Annotated in this window: 12 protein-coding genes; 3 read left to right on the top strand and 9 right to left on the bottom strand. The window is 61.9% G+C overall.

Translation table 11 applies throughout. The features are described from left to right. The first annotated feature begins 47 nt into the window (after window positions 1–47). The 3 genes from rlmB (at window position 48) to AC1AYR_RS07190 (ending at window position 5,844) form a co-directional block, all read left to right on the top strand. Window positions 48–1,046, top strand: coding sequence for a 23S rRNA (guanosine(2251)-2'-O)-methyltransferase RlmB (gene rlmB, locus AC1AYR_RS07200; RefSeq protein ID WP_476512115.1), 999 nt, complete (start codon window positions 48–50; stop codon window positions 1,044–1,046). Between the two features lie 153 nt (window positions 1,047–1,199). Beyond that, a complete protein-coding gene (locus AC1AYR_RS07195) occupies window positions 1,200–2,600 on the top strand; it encodes a DUF4032 domain-containing protein (RefSeq protein ID WP_476512114.1) in 1,401 nt (466 codons plus the stop codon). Window positions 2,601–2,877: 277 nt separating this feature from the next. Beyond that, window positions 2,878–5,844 carry a cation-translocating P-type ATPase gene (locus AC1AYR_RS07190; protein ID WP_476512113.1) on the top strand — a complete coding sequence of 989 codons (2,967 nt, stop codon included), beginning with the start codon at window positions 2,878–2,880 and terminating at the stop codon, window positions 5,842–5,844. 23 nt (window positions 5,845–5,867) lie between these two features. Here the strand turns inward: AC1AYR_RS07190 and AC1AYR_RS07185 are convergent, their stop codons facing one another. The 9 genes from AC1AYR_RS07185 to dcd form a co-directional block, all read right to left on the bottom strand. Continuing rightward, window positions 5,868–7,346, bottom strand: coding sequence for a bacteriocin secretion accessory protein (locus AC1AYR_RS07185; protein WP_476512112.1), 1,479 nt, complete (start codon window positions 7,344–7,346; stop codon window positions 5,868–5,870). A 6-nt stretch (window positions 7,347–7,352) separates the two neighbouring features. Beyond that, the gene (locus AC1AYR_RS07180) at window positions 7,353–9,503 is read right to left on the bottom strand and encodes a peptide cleavage/export ABC transporter (protein WP_476512111.1); all 2,151 of its coding nucleotides are present in this window, start codon (window positions 9,501–9,503) and stop codon (window positions 7,353–7,355) included. A 159-nt stretch (window positions 9,504–9,662) separates the two neighbouring features. Continuing rightward, window positions 9,663–9,884 carry a hypothetical protein gene (locus AC1AYR_RS07175; protein WP_476512110.1) on the bottom strand — a complete coding sequence of 74 codons (222 nt, stop codon included), beginning with the start codon at window positions 9,882–9,884 and terminating at the stop codon, window positions 9,663–9,665. Window positions 9,885–9,889: 5 nt separating this feature from the next. After that, window positions 9,890–10,039 (bottom strand): hypothetical protein, encoded by a 150-nt coding sequence (locus AC1AYR_RS07170; protein ID WP_476512109.1) that lies wholly within the window; start codon window positions 10,037–10,039, stop codon window positions 9,890–9,892. 23 nt (window positions 10,040–10,062) lie between these two features. Beyond that, complete coding sequence (locus tag AC1AYR_RS07165; protein WP_476512108.1) at window positions 10,063–10,239, bottom strand: bacteriocin; 177 nt, start codon at window positions 10,237–10,239, stop codon at window positions 10,063–10,065. A 358-nt stretch (window positions 10,240–10,597) separates the two neighbouring features. Next, complete coding sequence (locus AC1AYR_RS07160) at window positions 10,598–11,704, bottom strand: sensor histidine kinase (RefSeq protein ID WP_476512107.1); 1,107 nt, start codon at window positions 11,702–11,704, stop codon at window positions 10,598–10,600. Window positions 11,705–11,787: 83 nt separating this feature from the next. Further along, window positions 11,788–12,489, bottom strand: coding sequence for a response regulator (locus AC1AYR_RS07155; RefSeq protein ID WP_476512106.1), 702 nt, complete (start codon window positions 12,487–12,489; stop codon window positions 11,788–11,790). 87 nt (window positions 12,490–12,576) lie between these two features. Next, window positions 12,577–14,658 (bottom strand): FIVAR domain-containing protein, encoded by a 2,082-nt coding sequence (locus tag AC1AYR_RS07150; RefSeq protein ID WP_476512105.1) that lies wholly within the window; start codon window positions 14,656–14,658, stop codon window positions 12,577–12,579. Window positions 14,659–14,863: 205 nt separating this feature from the next. Beyond that, window positions 14,864–15,445 carry a dCTP deaminase gene (gene dcd, locus AC1AYR_RS07145; protein ID WP_034525725.1) on the bottom strand — a complete coding sequence of 194 codons (582 nt, stop codon included), beginning with the start codon at window positions 15,443–15,445 and terminating at the stop codon, window positions 14,864–14,866. Window positions 15,446–15,941 lie beyond the last annotated feature (496 nt).

Below are 15,941 nucleotides of genomic sequence, written 5' to 3'. Positions count from 1 at the left end.
GCCCGCGATGGCCTACGTTGGGCTGGGGTGCTGGGACAATGACCCGTATGGTTACTAAGAAAGGACCGACCAAGGGGTCGGGTGGCAAGCACAGGAACGCGCTTCGCGGCAAGGGGCCGACGCCCAAGGCCGAGAACCGCGAATACCACAAGGCATACAAGATGAAGAACGCGGCGATGCGCCGCCAGATGGCCGATCCGCGTCTCGCGGCCCGCCGCCGCGCTGACAAGTTCTCGACGAACGACACCTCCGATCTGGTGTTCGGCCGCAACTCGGTGCTTGAGGCGCTGCGCGTTGGCGTGCCCAGCAACACGCTGTACGTCGCCTCGCGCATCGAACACGACGACCGCACGCGTGAGATCGTCAAGCTCGCCGGCGTGCAGGGCCTGCACATGATGGAGGCGGACCGTCTGGAGATGGACCGCATCGCCCGTTCCGGCAACCATCAGGGCGTCATCCTCAAGGTGGAGCCGTACCAGTACTCCTCGCTCGCCGAACTGGCCGATCGCGCGGACAAGAAGGCGCGCGCGATGGAGGCCGCGAACTCGGCGGCCGCGCGCATCGCCGCACGTCCGCTGTTCATCGCGCTCGACGGCGTGACCGATCCGCAGAACCTCGGCGCGGTCATCCGTTCCGCCGCCGCGTTCGGCGCGAACGGCGTGATTCTGCCGGAGCGCCGTTCCGCGTCGGTGAACGCCGCCGCGTGGAAGGTGTCGGCCGGTGCGGCCGCGCACCTGCCGGTGTGCCGCGTCGTCAACCTGACGAAGGCCATCGAAAGCCTCAAGGAACGCGGCTACTACGCGGTCGCGCTCGACGGCGGCGGCAGCAGCCTCGTCGGCGAGACCGGCTTCGAGACCGATCCGCTGGTCGTCGTGCTCGGTTCGGAAGGCAAGGGCGTGAGCCGTCTCGTGCGCGAGGCGTGCGACGCGATCGCCGGCATTCCGATCTCCAGCCAGGTCGAATCGTTGAACGCGTCGGTCGCGGCGGGCATCAGCCTGTACGCGGTCGCGAACGCGCGCCGCAAGGCCGGCGAGGCGGCCGAGTAGGTCCGTCATCGGCGGCCAGAGGGCGGCGGAAGGGTCGGCGGTCGATAGGGCCGCCGACCGACCGGCCGCGGGCGAACAGACACAGGCACGCACGGCAGAGCACACAGGTACAGATAGGCAACAAGGTAGGTAGGCACGACGATGCAAGCATCGATGAATCTGTCGAAACTGGATCCGCGAGCGGCGAAGGCGACGAGCGTCCTCGCCGAAGCCGGGACCTCCGGCAACGCGGAACCGCGGGCGTTGAACATCACGGCGGCGAGCTCGAATCCGAAGATGTTCACGCTGCCGTGGCACAAGCCGCTCGCCACGTGGCCCGAGGATCTGCTCGCCAATCTGCCGCGCGGTATCTCCCGCCACGTGGTGCGTTTCGTGCACGTCGGCGACGAGGTGTACGCGATGAAGGAGATCACGCGGCAGATGGCCGAACGCGAGTACGAGATTCTGCGTCGACTGCAGAAGCTCGAACTGCCCTCCGTGCGCCCGGTCGCCGTGGTGACGGGACGTCACAGCAAGGACGGCGAGCCGCTCGAAGCGATTCTCGTGACGAAGCATCTCAAGTTCTCGCTGCCGTACCGTGCCCTGTTCGCCCGCAATCTGCGCCCGGACACGGCCGAGCGTCTCATCGACGCGTTGGCCGTGCTGCTCGTGCGCCTGCATCTGGCGGGTTTCTACTGGGGCGACGTCTCCCTGTCGAACGTGTTGTTCCTGCGCGACGCCGACGCGTTCTCCGCGTTCCTCGTGGACGCCGAGACCGGCGATCTGCAGGTGAACCTCACCGAGGGACAGCGCGAATACGACATCGATCTGGCGCGCACGAACATCATCGGCGAACTGATGGATCTGAGCTCCGGCCAGCTGCTGCCCAGCGACGTGGACGAGATCGAGGTCGGCAACCGTCTGGTCGAGCGCTACCATTCGCTGTGGAGCGCGTTGACCGACACCGACAAGTTCGGCCCGGACGAGATGTGGAAGATCGAGAAGCGCGTCAACAAGCTCAACGAACTCGGCTTCGACGTGGACGAGCTGGAGATGAAGACCGACGACGATGGCAAGCGCGTGCTCGTGCGCCCGCGCGTCGTGGACGCCGGCTATGCGAACCGCAAGCTGCTGCGTCTCACCGGCCTCGACGTGCAGGAGAACCAGGCTCGCCGGCTGCTCAACGACCTTGACGCCTACCGCGCCTCCACGTGGCGCGAGGGCGAGGATCTGGAGATCGTCGCCACCGATTGGATGCGTGAGGTGTTCGAGCCTACCGTGCGGTCCATTCCGCGCGAATACCGTTCGCAGATCGAGCCGGCCCAGTTCTTCCACGAGGTGCTCACTCACCGGTGGTTCCTCGCGGAGAAGGCGGGCCACGACGTGCCGATGGGCGAGGCGGTGACCAGCTACATCAAGAACGTCCTGCCCAGTCAGATGCTCGACAAGAAGGACATCGACACTCTCCTCGAAGAGGCCGATTCGGGCGTCGTCGACGACGAGTACACCTACAACGACCCCGACGACGGCTACAACCCTGACTTCGACCCCGACGCGGCGGTGTGGTCCCACTAAGCGGTCGGGATGTTAAGCGGGGGAGCCCGGTGGGCTCCTCCCCGCTATGCACGGTTATTCGGGGGTAGAGCCGTGACGGTCGAGGAACGACACGCGGTGGGCAACGGGCGGGGGACTGTTTATGCCGGCGGGCGGAAACGTGTGGAATAATGGGGCCACATGCGTCGGCGGCAGTCGCGTCGGCGTCCATAACCGCGCAGCATGCGGGCCGTCGGAGAGACAACCGGCGTGCATTCCCGTGTGTTGACTACTCCGCGGCTATACCAAGGAGATCATCATGGTTGATCGCACGAAGGATCAATCCGCCGCGTCCGCAACGATCGAGGGCGCGCCCACCCGGCAGGGGTTGCCGAACGACGTCGACCCGAGCCTGACCGATGCGCTCGACGTCGCCAAAGCGCTCGACGTCGACCCGAACGTCGGCCTGAGTTCGGCCGAGGCCACGCGCCGTCTGGAGCAGTTCGGCACGAACGAGCTCGCCGGAGCGCCTCCCGTGCCGAAATGGAAGAAGTTCCTCGCCCAGTTCAAGGATCCGCTCGTCTACCTGCTGCTCGCCGCCACCGTCATCTCCGTGATCGCCTGGTTCATCGAGAAAGCGAACGCGGTGCCCGGCGCGGAAGGCGGCGAGGCGCTGCCGTTCGACGCGATCGTCATCGTGCTCATCCTCATCGTCAACGCCGTGCTCGGCTACATCCAGGAAGCGAAGGCGGAGGCCGCGGTCGAGGCGCTCGCCGGCATGACGGCCCCCACCACATCCGTGCTGCGCGACGGCAAGGTCGTGCGCATCAACACCGTCGACGTCGTCCCCGGCGACGTCATCGTGCTTGCGGAAGGCGACTCGGTCTCCGCGGACGGCCGTCTCGTCACCGCGGCGAGCCTGCGCATCGCCGAGGCGTCGCTCACCGGCGAATCCGTGCCTGTCGGCAAGAAGCCGGACACGCTCGTCGAAGCCAAGGCGCTCGGCGATCGTGCGAACATGATCTTCAACGGCACGTCCGTCACGCAGGGCACCGGCCGCGCCATCGTCACCGGTACCGGCATGGACACGCAGGTCGGCAAGATCGCCGGTATGCTCTCCGCCACGGAGGACGAGAAGACCCCGTTGCAGAAGGAGATGGACTACGTCTCCAAGATCCTCGGCATCGCCGTCGTCATCATCGCCGTGGTCGTGCTCGCCGCGCTCGCGTTCCTCGAAGGATTCAACGACATCCACGACGTCATTGACTCGCTGCTGCTCGCCGTGTCGCTCGCCGTCGCCGCCGTGCCGGAAGGCCTCGCCGCGATCCTCACCGTCGTGCTCGCGCTCGGCGTGCAGCGCATGGCCGCACACAACGCGATCGTGAAGAAACTCCACTCCGTCGAGACGCTCGGCTCCGCGTCCGTGATCTGTTCGGACAAGACCGGCACGCTGACGCGCAACGAGATGACCGTCGAACGCATCGTCACGCCGAGTGGCGAAGTGCATCTCACCGGCACCGGCTACACGCCGGAAGGCAAGATGACCGCCGCCGACGGTTCACCGCTCGCATCTGCCCCGGCGCTCAAGGCGGAGGCGCTCGCCACGCTCGCCGCCGGCACGATCGCGAACGACGGCGACCTGCGCGAGGAGAACGGGCGCTGGGAGGTCGTCGGCGATCCGACCGAGGTGTCGCTCATCGTCGCCGCGCGCAAGACCGGAGCGATGAAGGGCTACGGACAGTTCACGCGCGTCGCCGAAGTGCCGTTCACGTCCGAACGCAAACGCATGTCCGTGATTGCGAAGGACGCGACGGAGGGCGGCGAACTCACCGTGTTCGCGAAGGGCGCGCCCGACGTGCTGCTCTCGTACTGCACGCGCATCGAGGTCGGCGGGCAGGTGCGCCCGTTGACGGAAGGCGACCGGCAGACGATCCTCGCGACCGTCGAACGGCTCTCCTCCGAGGCGTACCGCACGCTCGGCGAGGCGTACCGTCCACTCGGCACCGCGAACCTGTCGCAGGTGCCCGACATCCAGACGAACGCTGCCGGTCAGGTCGCGGACATCGCCGACCAGGCGGACGCAATCGAGACCGACCTCATCTGGAACGGCATGGTCGGCATCATCGATCCGCCGCGCACCGAAGTGCGCGACTCGGTGGCCGAGGCGCATCGTGCCGGTATCCGCGCCGTCATGATCACCGGAGACCATCCGTTGACCGCCGCGCGCATCGCCTCCGACCTCGGCATCATCGACCGCGACGGCAAGGCGCTCACCGGCGACCAGCTCGACGCGCTCGCTGGCGACCAAGCCGCGTTCGACAAGGCCACGTCCGAAGTGTCCGTGTACGCGCGCGTCGCGCCCGAACACAAGCTGAAGATCGTCGAATCGCTGCAGCGGCAAGGCAACATCGTCGCGATGACCGGCGACGGCGTCAACGACGCCCCGGCCGTCAAGACCGCGGACATCGGCGTCGCGATGGGCATCACCGGCACCGAGGTCACCAAGCAGAGCGCGAAGATGATTCTCGCCGACGACAACTTCTCCACCATCGTGGCCGCCGTGCGCGAAGGTCGCGTGATCTTCGACAACATCCGCAAGTTCCTGCGCTACCTGCTGAGCTCCAACGTGGGCGAGGTGTTCACCGTGTTCTTCGGCGTCGTGCTCGCCGGATTCCTCGGCATCACGCAGCCCGAATCCACCGGCGTGACCGTGCCGCTGCTCGCCACGCAGCTGCTGTGGATCAACCTGCTCACCGACGCGGCGCCCGCGCTCGCGATGGGCGTCGACCCGCAGACCGAGGACGTGATGAACCGCAGACCGCGACGCATCACCGACCGTGTGATCGACGCCTCGATGTGGGGCGACATCATCTTCATCGGCATCATCATGGCGGCCGTCACGCTGATCGGCATGGACATGCACCTCGCCGGTGGCCTGTTCACCGACCGTTCGGTGGACGCGCTCGGCCATGAGGCGCAGATGACCGAGGCGCGCACGATGGGCTTCACGATCCTCGTGTTCGCGCAGCTGTTCAACGCGCTCGCCTCGCGCTCCCACCTGCAGAGCGTGTTCGTCGGCCTGTTCTCGAACAAGTGGCTGTGGGGTGCGATCGGCCTGTCCATCGTGCTGCAGCTCGTCGTGATCTACGTGCCGTTCCTCAACACCGCGTTCGGCACCACGCCGCTGAGCCCACTGGCCTGGCTCGAATGCATCGGCCTCGCCGCCTTCGTCCTCATCGCCTCCGAACTGCGCAAGTGCGTATTGCGCGCGATGGCGAAGCGCTGAGCATAACAGTACCGGTCAGGTCATCAGGGATGAAGAATCTTGTCCCGGTAATAGGCGAAGAACGTCTTCTTCCCGGTGATGACGGAAACCTTTCCGGTGAGTCCGTACCGGAGCCGATTGAGCTGGCTCGCGGCTCCGGCACGGACGCGTGCCCGCACTTCGAAATAGTTGCCTGATTCGGTGCGTGTCGGCGAGGTCGCTATCGACGTCACCGATGCCATGAGAACCAATGGTTTGGCGGAATGTCGGTAGCTGCTTAACCGCACAGACTGCCCGACATGTACGGAGTCGATTTCGTCCGTAGTCACGGGAAACACCATATCGAGCGGTGTCTTTCTGCGTAAAGGTGGATAGAGCTCCGCCACGACGCTGCCGGTGGGAATGGTCCTCATGCCTTTCGTGGAAGCGTTGAGGTGGATGGTGCCGTCAGCCGGTGCGGTCACGGTGCTGTCTTTTGCCGTGGCGTTTGCCAATGTGATGTTGGTCTCCATCTCGACACGTGTTGCGTTCGCTTCGGCAAGTTCCTTATCGGCATTGAGCAGGTATTGGGCTTGTAGCGCGTTGACGTCGTTCATTGCACTGGCGTTCTGTGCCATGGCGGTACCGGTGCTCGCTTGTTGGGTGCGCAGTGTTCCGTTGGTTTCGTTGAGTTGTCGTACGGAGTCATCGATGTCGGCGAGGGTTTGTGCCGTGATGGCGGCTTGCGACGATCCGGTGCCGTCTCCTGATGCCATGACGTTTCGGATTTGCGCACGGAACAGCTCATAGGTTGATTGGAAGGTGTTGTCACTTGGCAGGTCGCTGCCGGAGACGATGGCGGAACGCAGTTCGGCGTAGTCATCGAGACGCTCCTGATTCTGCGCGATCTGATCGTCGATGGAGGTGCGTGTCGCTGCCACTTCGTCGTTTTGCGCCGCAGCGGTTTGGGATTGCTGCGCGGCTTCGCTGTTCAGTTGCGCTTTCCGTGCCCGGTAGTCGGCGAGCATGCTGCCATAGCCGAATTCGTCAGGGCCTGTGAAATCCACCGAATCATCCACCAAACCGGCTTTCAGCTGTGTGATTGCGTGCTGTCGTCGCTTGATGGTGCTGAGTTGCGTATGGAACTCGGCAAGTTGCGCGGCGTTCTGTCCGTTATCGTAGACGAGTAGGGTCTCGCCTTTGCGCACGTTGCGGTTCTCCCGAAGATGGTTGGTGATGATGCGTTTCCCGCTGGTGGACTGGATTCGTATGATGCTGGATGCCGGCATGATCTCACCGGTGCTGGTCACGGTGATTTCCCGTGTGCCGATTAACGAAAACAACAGTGCGGCGATGACGATGGCGAAGATCGGCATGATGATCAGCGTTGAGAAATTGTCGTACCGACGGCGGCAGAACTCCGCGCTTTCCAGCTGTGTGATGTCGATGACGCAGGCTTGCGAGGGATTTCCGTGGCGCGTCGTGCGCGAGGCTCGTAGTACGTGTGAGGCGTATCGTCGCGGGGGTAGGTGGTGTCTTGGCATGTTTGTTCAGTCCTGGAACAGGTGGTAGTAGCGTTCGTGTGCGGCCATGAGTTCGTCATGGGTACCGTGCTCGATGATGTGTCCGTCCTCCATCACAAGAATGGATTCGCATCGTTTGGCGACGTTGAGCCGGTGCGCGATGAAGATGATGGTCTTGTCGAGCTTCAGCAGGTTGTTGATGATGCGTTTCTCCGTGGCCATATCGAGTGCGCTGGTCGCTTCGTCGAGTATCAGCACCTGAGCATCGGTGAGTAATGCGCGTGCCAGTGCGATGCGTTGCTTCTGTCCACCGGATATCGGCGAAGCCTCGCTGGAGAGTTCGGTGGCGTATCCCATCGGCATATGTTCGATGTCATGTCGTATCTCGGCCGATTCCACGGCCCGCATGATGTCGTCCTGCGTGATGTCCGGGCGTGCGCCGAGCGTGAGATTGTCCATGACCGTGCCGGAGAAGATGTACGGTTCCTGCGGCAGATAGTTCACATACCTACGCAGGGTGCTTCGGTTCACCTGTTCGACGCCGGCATTGCCGATGCGTACTTCACCGTCCGTCGCGTCGTAGAAACCGACAAGCAATTTGGCCAGCGTGGTCTTTCCGGATCCGCTCGTACCGACGACGGCGAGCTTCTCGCCTGTCTCGACGGTAAGATTAATGTCGGAGAGCGTGTCTCGTCCATATCCGAAGCGATAGGATACGTGGTCGAATCGTATCGGTCCGTCAAGTTGCCGTGGGTCGGTGATGACCTGATTGATCCGGCGTTCCGATTCGACGCGGAATACCTCATTGAGGCGGTTGTTGGCGACTCTGGCGGATTGCAGTTTGGTCTGCAGATTGATGATGTTGAGCATGGGGTCGGTGAAGCATCCGAGCAGTGTGTTGTAGGTCACGAGTTGGCCGACACTGATGGTGTTGTCCATGACGAGGCGCGATCCCATCCACAGTACAGCGATGTTGAGCAGAAGTCGTGCGCCGGTCTTGAGAGCCTCCTGAAGGTTCTCAAGTTTGTCGTAGTCGAAGGATTTGTTCAGGTAGGCGATGAATTCCCTGTCGATACGTTCGTATCGTTCCTGTTCGCTGGTCAACGCCTTGATGGTCTCGATGCCGTTGATGTCTTCGATGATCGATGAGCTGACGATTGCGTTGGCTTGCATCATGTCGTTATTCATGCGTTCGAACGGTTTGACGAAGACGAGGATGATGATGGCGTAGATCGGCAGTGCGGTGAGAGTCATCAGAAACAGAGATGTGTTTTGCATCCCGAGTGCGACACCGATGATGATTACGGTGCCGATGTCGAGAAACATGGAGATGACGGTGCTTGCCAGCGCGTCGATAATCGAGTTCGCGTCGGTGAATCGGGAGATGATCTCGCCGGTGCGACGTGTGGAGAAGAAGCTCATCGGTAGCTCGAACACGTGCCTGATGTAGGAGAGCACGACGTCGATGGTGAGTCGTTGGCCGAGGATCGTGAGCAGGTATTGTCTCGCATAGGAGAGCACTTGTTGGAGGATGTATGCGATGACGAGCCCCAGTGATACGACACCGAGTGTTGAGGACATGCCTGAGGGGATGTACGTGTCGATCAGGCTTTGCAGGTAGTAGGATCCGGCGAGGGTGATGATGGTGACGAGCAGTGCGGCGATTACGATGTTCGCGATGATCTGACGGTTCTTCACCAACAATGGCGTGAAGCTCCATAATCCGGCTTTCCTGTCCTTCTTCGGCCGGTAACGTGGCGTGGGGGCGATGAAGAGAGCCACGCCTGACCACTCACGTTTGAAATCCCGCTTGTCTACCTTATGAATGCCTGTCTGCGGATCCGGGTCGGCGACGACAAGATGGCTATCCGTGGCATTGTAGACGACGACATAGTGAAGGAGCTTGCCGTCCTTGAGGATGTGCGCGATGAACGGGTACGGGATGTCGTCCATGTCGAAGAGGGTCATGTCGGCTCGAATCGCCTTGGTCTCGAAGCCGATGCGTTTGGCAGCTTCGACGATGCCGAGCGCCGTGGTGCCGTTCCTGTCCGTCTTCGCGAGTTCCCGTAGGTGCGCCAATGAGTATTCGGAGCCGTAATGCTTCGCCACTGTGGCCAGTGCGGCCACGCCGCAGTCGCGCATATCCACCTGCGGCACGTAGGCATACCGATGTGGCACGTGTTGCCTCCATTACGGTTGATGACTGATGTCTATGTTTGTCGACGCCTATTCAACTGTGAGATGACTGCTGGAGAGCGGCGGCGGGGTGAAATGTAGACGGGCGTCCACAGAAACCACTGTTCTGTGGACGCCCGTCTACATCGTGAGTCGATATCGTCACTGCGCATCCGCCTGCGGCTTCGTTTTCTTCCGTTCCAGATGCATGTCGATCAGCCGGCCGACGATGAAGATCAGCAGAATGACGGCATCCCATAGGACATCGTCAAGATGTTTCCCCGTGGTGAGGAAATTCTGCCATGCGTCCACCCACCAGATCGCATATGCGATGAGGGAGAAACGCAGCCAGAATGGTTTGAAGAACAGACGGATGGAATTCATGTGTATCACCTATGCTTTTTCAATTCGGAACCGAATCCGTGGAAGAATCCCCGGCCGAAATCAATGACCCAGCCGATGGGGGCCCACGGAACGCGCCCGCCCTCACAGGCGGCGAGATCCTTTTGCGACAATTCGTGGAAATGATGGCTGTCCATTGCGATCTCCTTCGATGGACGGTTCAGCGCCAACGCGGAAGCGGAGTGGCGACAGGGGAGTACTGGATACCGTAGGTGCCATGCGTGTAGGTGCGGACGAACTGACGGCCGAACCAGTTGCCGGCCGCATAGGCCCAGCTGCCCCTGCCTCCCTCGATGTTCGCCAGAGACTTGTTGTCGAGCTGCTTGAATTCGCTCATGACATGACCTTTCCGTGGTGGAATACATGCGGGTTCTGGTATGAACCTGCATGTAGTCCACCACGGAAAGCGGTGGAATATTCAAGATTCCGGTCGATTCGACAACGATTGTCCACCGGTTTTACCGAGAATCGACAGTTGTTGACAAATGGGCGGCTGGGAAGGCTGATGTTCCACAGACGTTTTATGCGAATAGTCTGTGAAGCACTTCGATTAGGCGATTTCTGCGGCCACCGTTGCATTCAGCCAATTCTTCAGTGGAGAGTGCCGCATAATGCGTTGCTTGGTCATTGGGCGTTGGAATCATTTTCATTCTCCTTTGCTTGTGGTCCAGTTGGGGTGGATGACGGTTTCGGAGTCATTCTTCCCGTATGGCGGGAGCGGCGGGGACATACACGTTCAGCAGCCACGTTCCATCTTCATATGAGGTGATGAATTGGCCGCCTAGGGCATAAACCTCATCACGATGCAACTTCAGTCCCTTTCCCGAGGGAACGCCTCTTACGGATTGCACGCCGTGTCTGCAGGAATTGGTTTGCATGATACGTACCCCTGCCTCACTGATGCGTATGGTCATGGAATACTCGTCATCGTGCGCTGAGCAATGACGAAGAATGTTGGTGTATGCCTCCTGCACTGTCGTGCGGATACATTGCTCGCGTCGCTTGTCCAAGCTGCCTTCGCCGAGTACGGTTGAGGTCCCGAGGAAATCCGCTTGATGCAGTTCCTCGTCCCAGTGTTGGCATTCCTTCTTGATCGCTTCATGCAGCGAAGTCTCAGATGTGTTCACTTCGGTGGGGTTGTCCGTCGATGAACTTGTTGCCGGATGAGAGTCTAAAAGGTCAATGACACAGTGGACTTGACGTAATGCTTCCCGGGCCCGTTCCGTTATCTCGCCATAATTCGGATCATCACGATGTGAATCGGCCAGCATGATGATCCGGGAAAGATCGTTGGATACTGCATCATGGATTTGACGGGACAGCTGATTGTCTCTTCTCTGTATGGCCAATTCCTGTTCGGCCTGTCGCAGTTGCAGTCGTTCTACTGTGAGGGAGTTTTCCCGTGCCTGAGTGAGAGCAAGCCGAGAAGCAAAGTATGGGATGAAACAGAAGCAGAATGCGATGGCTGCATCGAACCCGTCAATGGTGCCTCCATCCCCGCTCAGTCGCCAGACCAATACGATGAACATAACAAGAGAAAGCACTGCTGGCACGAATGCCCGCTTGGCTGAGTAGCTCACAATAAGCATGGAACATACCAACACCACCATTTTGCAGAATTCCATTCCGGTATTGATGAACTGACTGCATAGATACGCGATAAGAGCAACGGAGACGCCGACAGTGGTATTCCATATGATGACAACGGCCATTCCCGCTAACATCAAGCCAGTGCATATCAGGCCATATGTTTGATGGGATCCCGTTCCATCGTCGATGGCAGTGCCCAGCAGGATACCCATGATTCCGCAGACAGCCGTAACGATGACGAACCGGTGGGCCTGTACACGCTTCCGTGCTCGGCGCATCAGTGGTGACAGTATGTTCACCGCCAAGCCTCCCTTACCCAGATGGCGATGGCCTGGCTGAGCGTATGTGCGCCCAATTTCCTCACCGCGCGATGCGTCTGCGTTCGGATCGATGATTCACTGACTCCGAAGGATTCGGCGATTTGCGCGTATTTGTTACCTTCGATCAGCAGGTTCATAATCTGCGTTTCCTGCGCGCTGAGCTTGGGACGGTTCTCAGGTCCGCTGGCGATGAGACGACTGTGGGCGTCAATCGAGGTATCGAATCGCACTCCCTCCACGGGACTGAACACGCCGCCGTGCACGAGGGCGTTGTATCCCTGCACCAACATGGATGTATCCGATTTGGTGACCAGTCCTTGGGCGCCCGCCTCCGCCAGCGGGGCCGCATAATGACGCAGACTGTACGAGGTGATGCCGAGAATCGGCACATTACTGGTCTCATAACGGATACGTTTGGTCACGTCGAGGCCGTTGACATCGAAGCCCAGCGACATGTCCAGCAGCAGCATATCCGGGGCAAGCTCGGGATCCACGCAACGGCGTGCCGCGTCGCCGCCGGAGACCGTATACCACAACACCTGCGTACCGGGAAGCCATTGCGGCATGATCTTCACCATGAAGTTCAACGTCATCCGGTCATTGTCGACGACGCCAAGTCGTACTGGTGTGAACGCGGTCGCGCTGGACGTCGTCTGGTGCTTGGATTCGTCGGTCATACCGGTCAATATAGCCATCCGTCTATGTCTGCGAGCGGGATTTCCTCCTTTTTGTGGACGGATGACTACAAGCCGGCGGAAATCCAGTCAGTTCGAGCCGCTGACGGTGGCGTCGGAATCGCCGCTGCCGGCATCCGAACCGGTTCCGGAATCACTGCCGGCGCCGCCGTTGGTGCCGGAGGACGATCCGGAGTTGTTCTGGCTCTGCGGCTGCCGCTGGTTCTGCTGCTGTTGGGCCTGCTGCTGCGCCTGGGCGTCGGCCTGTTGCTTGGCGGACATCGACGCGTTCACGTCGGACATCGCCTTCTCCAGCTGCGACTTCGCGTTGTTCACATCCGATTCGGACGGGTTCGACTGGCCGGCCACGTTGTTCGCGTTGGTGATGGCGCTCTGCAGGGAGCTGCGCGTGCTTTCGTCGGCCACCTGTCCGGCGGAGTTGTTGAGCAGGCTCTGCGCGTTCGCGATCGAACTGTTGAGGTCGGACTTCAGCGTATTCGAGGTCTGCGAGCCCTTGCTGTCGCTCACGGCCTTCTCGGCGTCGTCGATCTTCGACTCCATCTCCTTCGCCTGCTTGCGCGTGTCCTTGAACTTCTGCGTGTTCGACTTCAGGTCGTCCTTGGACATGTCCGCCGAGCAGGTGGCGTCCGTCTTGACGTTCTGCGCATCGGTGATCGTCTGGTTGAGCGTGGTGAGCGTATTCGCGTCCGCCACCTGGCTGCTGTCCGTGTTCGCGACGGTCTGCTGCGCTTCGGTCACCTTGGTCTGCAACGTCTTCAGCTCGTCGTTGGTCTTGTTCTCCGCGTTCGTGCACGCGGCGTACAGGATCTTGCCGCTGTTCGCGCGGTAGAACAGCACGCCGCCGACAATCAGCGCGATCGCGGCGATCACGGCGACGACGATGCCGACGATCTTCCCGTTCGGCAGTTTCCGTCCGCTGCGACGGCCTGTCGTCTTGCCGTCGTCGGTCTCGTCGTCTTCGTCTTCGTCATCATCGTCCGGTGCGATGGAGGGAGGCATAGCGGTCGGTGATGATTGCGCCGAACGTGCCTCCTGCTCGGCTTGCTCCAGCATCTCCGGGGTGAACACCTGCGTGGCGGCTTCTGCGGGTTCGGGCTGCGCTGCGACGCCCATGGCCGTCGTCGACTGTTCGACTCCGGTGAGCGGTTGCGGCTGCCCGAACGGTTGCGCCGCGGGGAAGGCCATCGTGGCCTGCTCGCCGAACACCTCGGCCTGTCCCGCCGCCGGCTGTGGTTGCGCGTAGACCTGCGTGGCCTGTGTAGACTGCGTCTGCGCGAGGGCCGCGGCCGGCTGCAGCGGGTTGAACGCCTGCGTGGGCTGATCGACGGACTGCATCTGCGCGGGGGCCGCCGTCGTGGTCATCGGCATGGCTTGCGTCGGTTGGTTCATCGTCGGAGGCATCGGTTGTGACATGACCGGCTGCTGCATCGGTTGCGTGAATGCCTGCGTCGCCTGCTCCTGCATGGGGGCCGACATCGGCTGCAGTGGGTTGAACGCCTGCGTGGGTTGTTGCATCGGTTGCGTGAATGGTTGCGTGGGCTGCGTCATCACCGGCTGTTCGGTCGGCTGCTGCATGACGGGCTGCTGCATGACGGGCTGAGTGGGCTGTTGTGCAACGGGCTGCATCGGTTGCGCGATCGGTGACGCGGTCGGTTGCGGTGCCGCCGGCTCCTCGAACTCCTTCAGAGGGTCGAATGCCTGCGTGGATTCCCCGATCGAGGTGCCTTCGAGGTTGGGCGCTGCCGGCGCCGAATGGCGTCCATGGCGCGGTACGGTCGTGCTCGTGCCTCCGGCGAATCCCGGCTGATCGGTCTGCGCGAACTGCCCCGGCTGAGTGAACTGCCCCGGCTGAGTGAACTGCCCCGGTTGCACGGTCTGCTGCACCTGCACGGGTTGCGCGACCTGCACGGTCTGCGCAGGTTGCACGTACTGGACAGACTGAGTGAACTGGGCGGGCTGCACGGACGGCTGGGGTTGCATGGTCTGCTGCGCGAATTGACTGGCCTGCTGCGTCACGGGTTGCACAACGGGCTGTGCGACGGGCTGTTGCGCCACGGCCGGCTGCATCCGGGGTGTGGTCGGCGTCGTCGCCGGCTGTTGCGGGGCTTTCTTCTGGAAGTCGAATTGGAATTCACCGCTCGGGTCGGTCATCGCGTCTCCTCAATCCCGTATACGCCCGTATACGTCTCGCATCGCTGTCTCTCTTCATTCATAGTAACGATATTCATCGTAACGATGGCCGTCATCGGTCATGCGTCGATGGTCGCGTACCGTCGCGTGATCACGCGTCATCGCGGATGAGCGACAGACGTCCCGTCCGCGCGGTTCGCACGTGCAGGCGGGACGTCCGCGCACGTCAGTCGTCGATGTGAGCGCGGTAGAAATGCTCGTAGGAACGGCTCGGCGTCGGGCCGCGCTGACCCTGATAGTGCGAGCCGACGCCGGCGGAACCGTACGGATGCTCGGCGGGGGAGCTCAGCTGGAAGAAGCACATTTGGCCGATTTTCATGCCCGGCCACAGCTTCACCGGCAGCGTCGAGACGTTCGACAACTCCAACGTGATATGTCCCTCGAAGCCCGGATCGATGAAGCCGGCGGTCGAATGGGTGAGGATGCCGAGACGGCCCAGCGAGCTCTTGCCCTCCAGACGCGCGGCGATCGTCGCGTCGAGCTTGACGTACTCCCACGTGGCACCGAGCGCGAACTCGCCCGGATGCAGGATCCACGGCTCGTCCGGGTCGACGGCGAACTCCTCGGTGAGCGCGCCCTGGTTCTCAGACGGGTCGACGTAGGTGTAGGCGTGGTTGTTGAACAGGCGGAAGAACCGGTCGAGCCGCACGTCGATCGAGGCGGGCTGGACCATCTCCGGGGTCCACGGGTCGAGCGAGATATGCCCATCGGCCTGCGCGGCCAGAATGTCGCGGTCGGACAGCAGCATGAAAGCTCCTCACGGACGAAATACTACGAATGTGATACCGCCCACAAGACTAGCGCCCACCCAAAACAGGTGCTTCGCATTGCTGTGGTGCGCATGGCCCCATGCGGCTGCGATGCTGATTTCCCTCCCGCTGGCGGGAGGTGGCGCGCAGTGCCGGAGGGTGGTCGCGGGCCGGGAGCGCCGTGGTGCCGGGGGTGGTCGCGGCCTGGGGATGCTGTGGTGCCGGGCCATGCGGTTGCCGCCTTCTTATCTTCCTCCTGCTGGCGGGAGGTGGCGCGTAGCGTCGGAGGGTGGTTTGCGATGGTGCGTTGCCGTCGTGTTTGGCTGATGCCGGTGGTGTCGTTGGCGTAACCACCCCCACCCGGCTTATGCCGGGAGCCCCCGCCGGCGGGGGCGAAGAGATCGTGGTGTCGGAGGGTTGTCTCGGCTGGAGGCGCCGTGGTGTCGGAGGGTGGTCTGCGGGCCGGGAGCGCCGTGGTGCCGGGCCATGCGGTTG

This window comes from Bifidobacterium sp. LH_417 (assembly GCF_056357035.1).
Note: the sequence above shows the minus strand (reverse complement) of the source record. Positions and strands in the feature narration are given on the sequence as shown.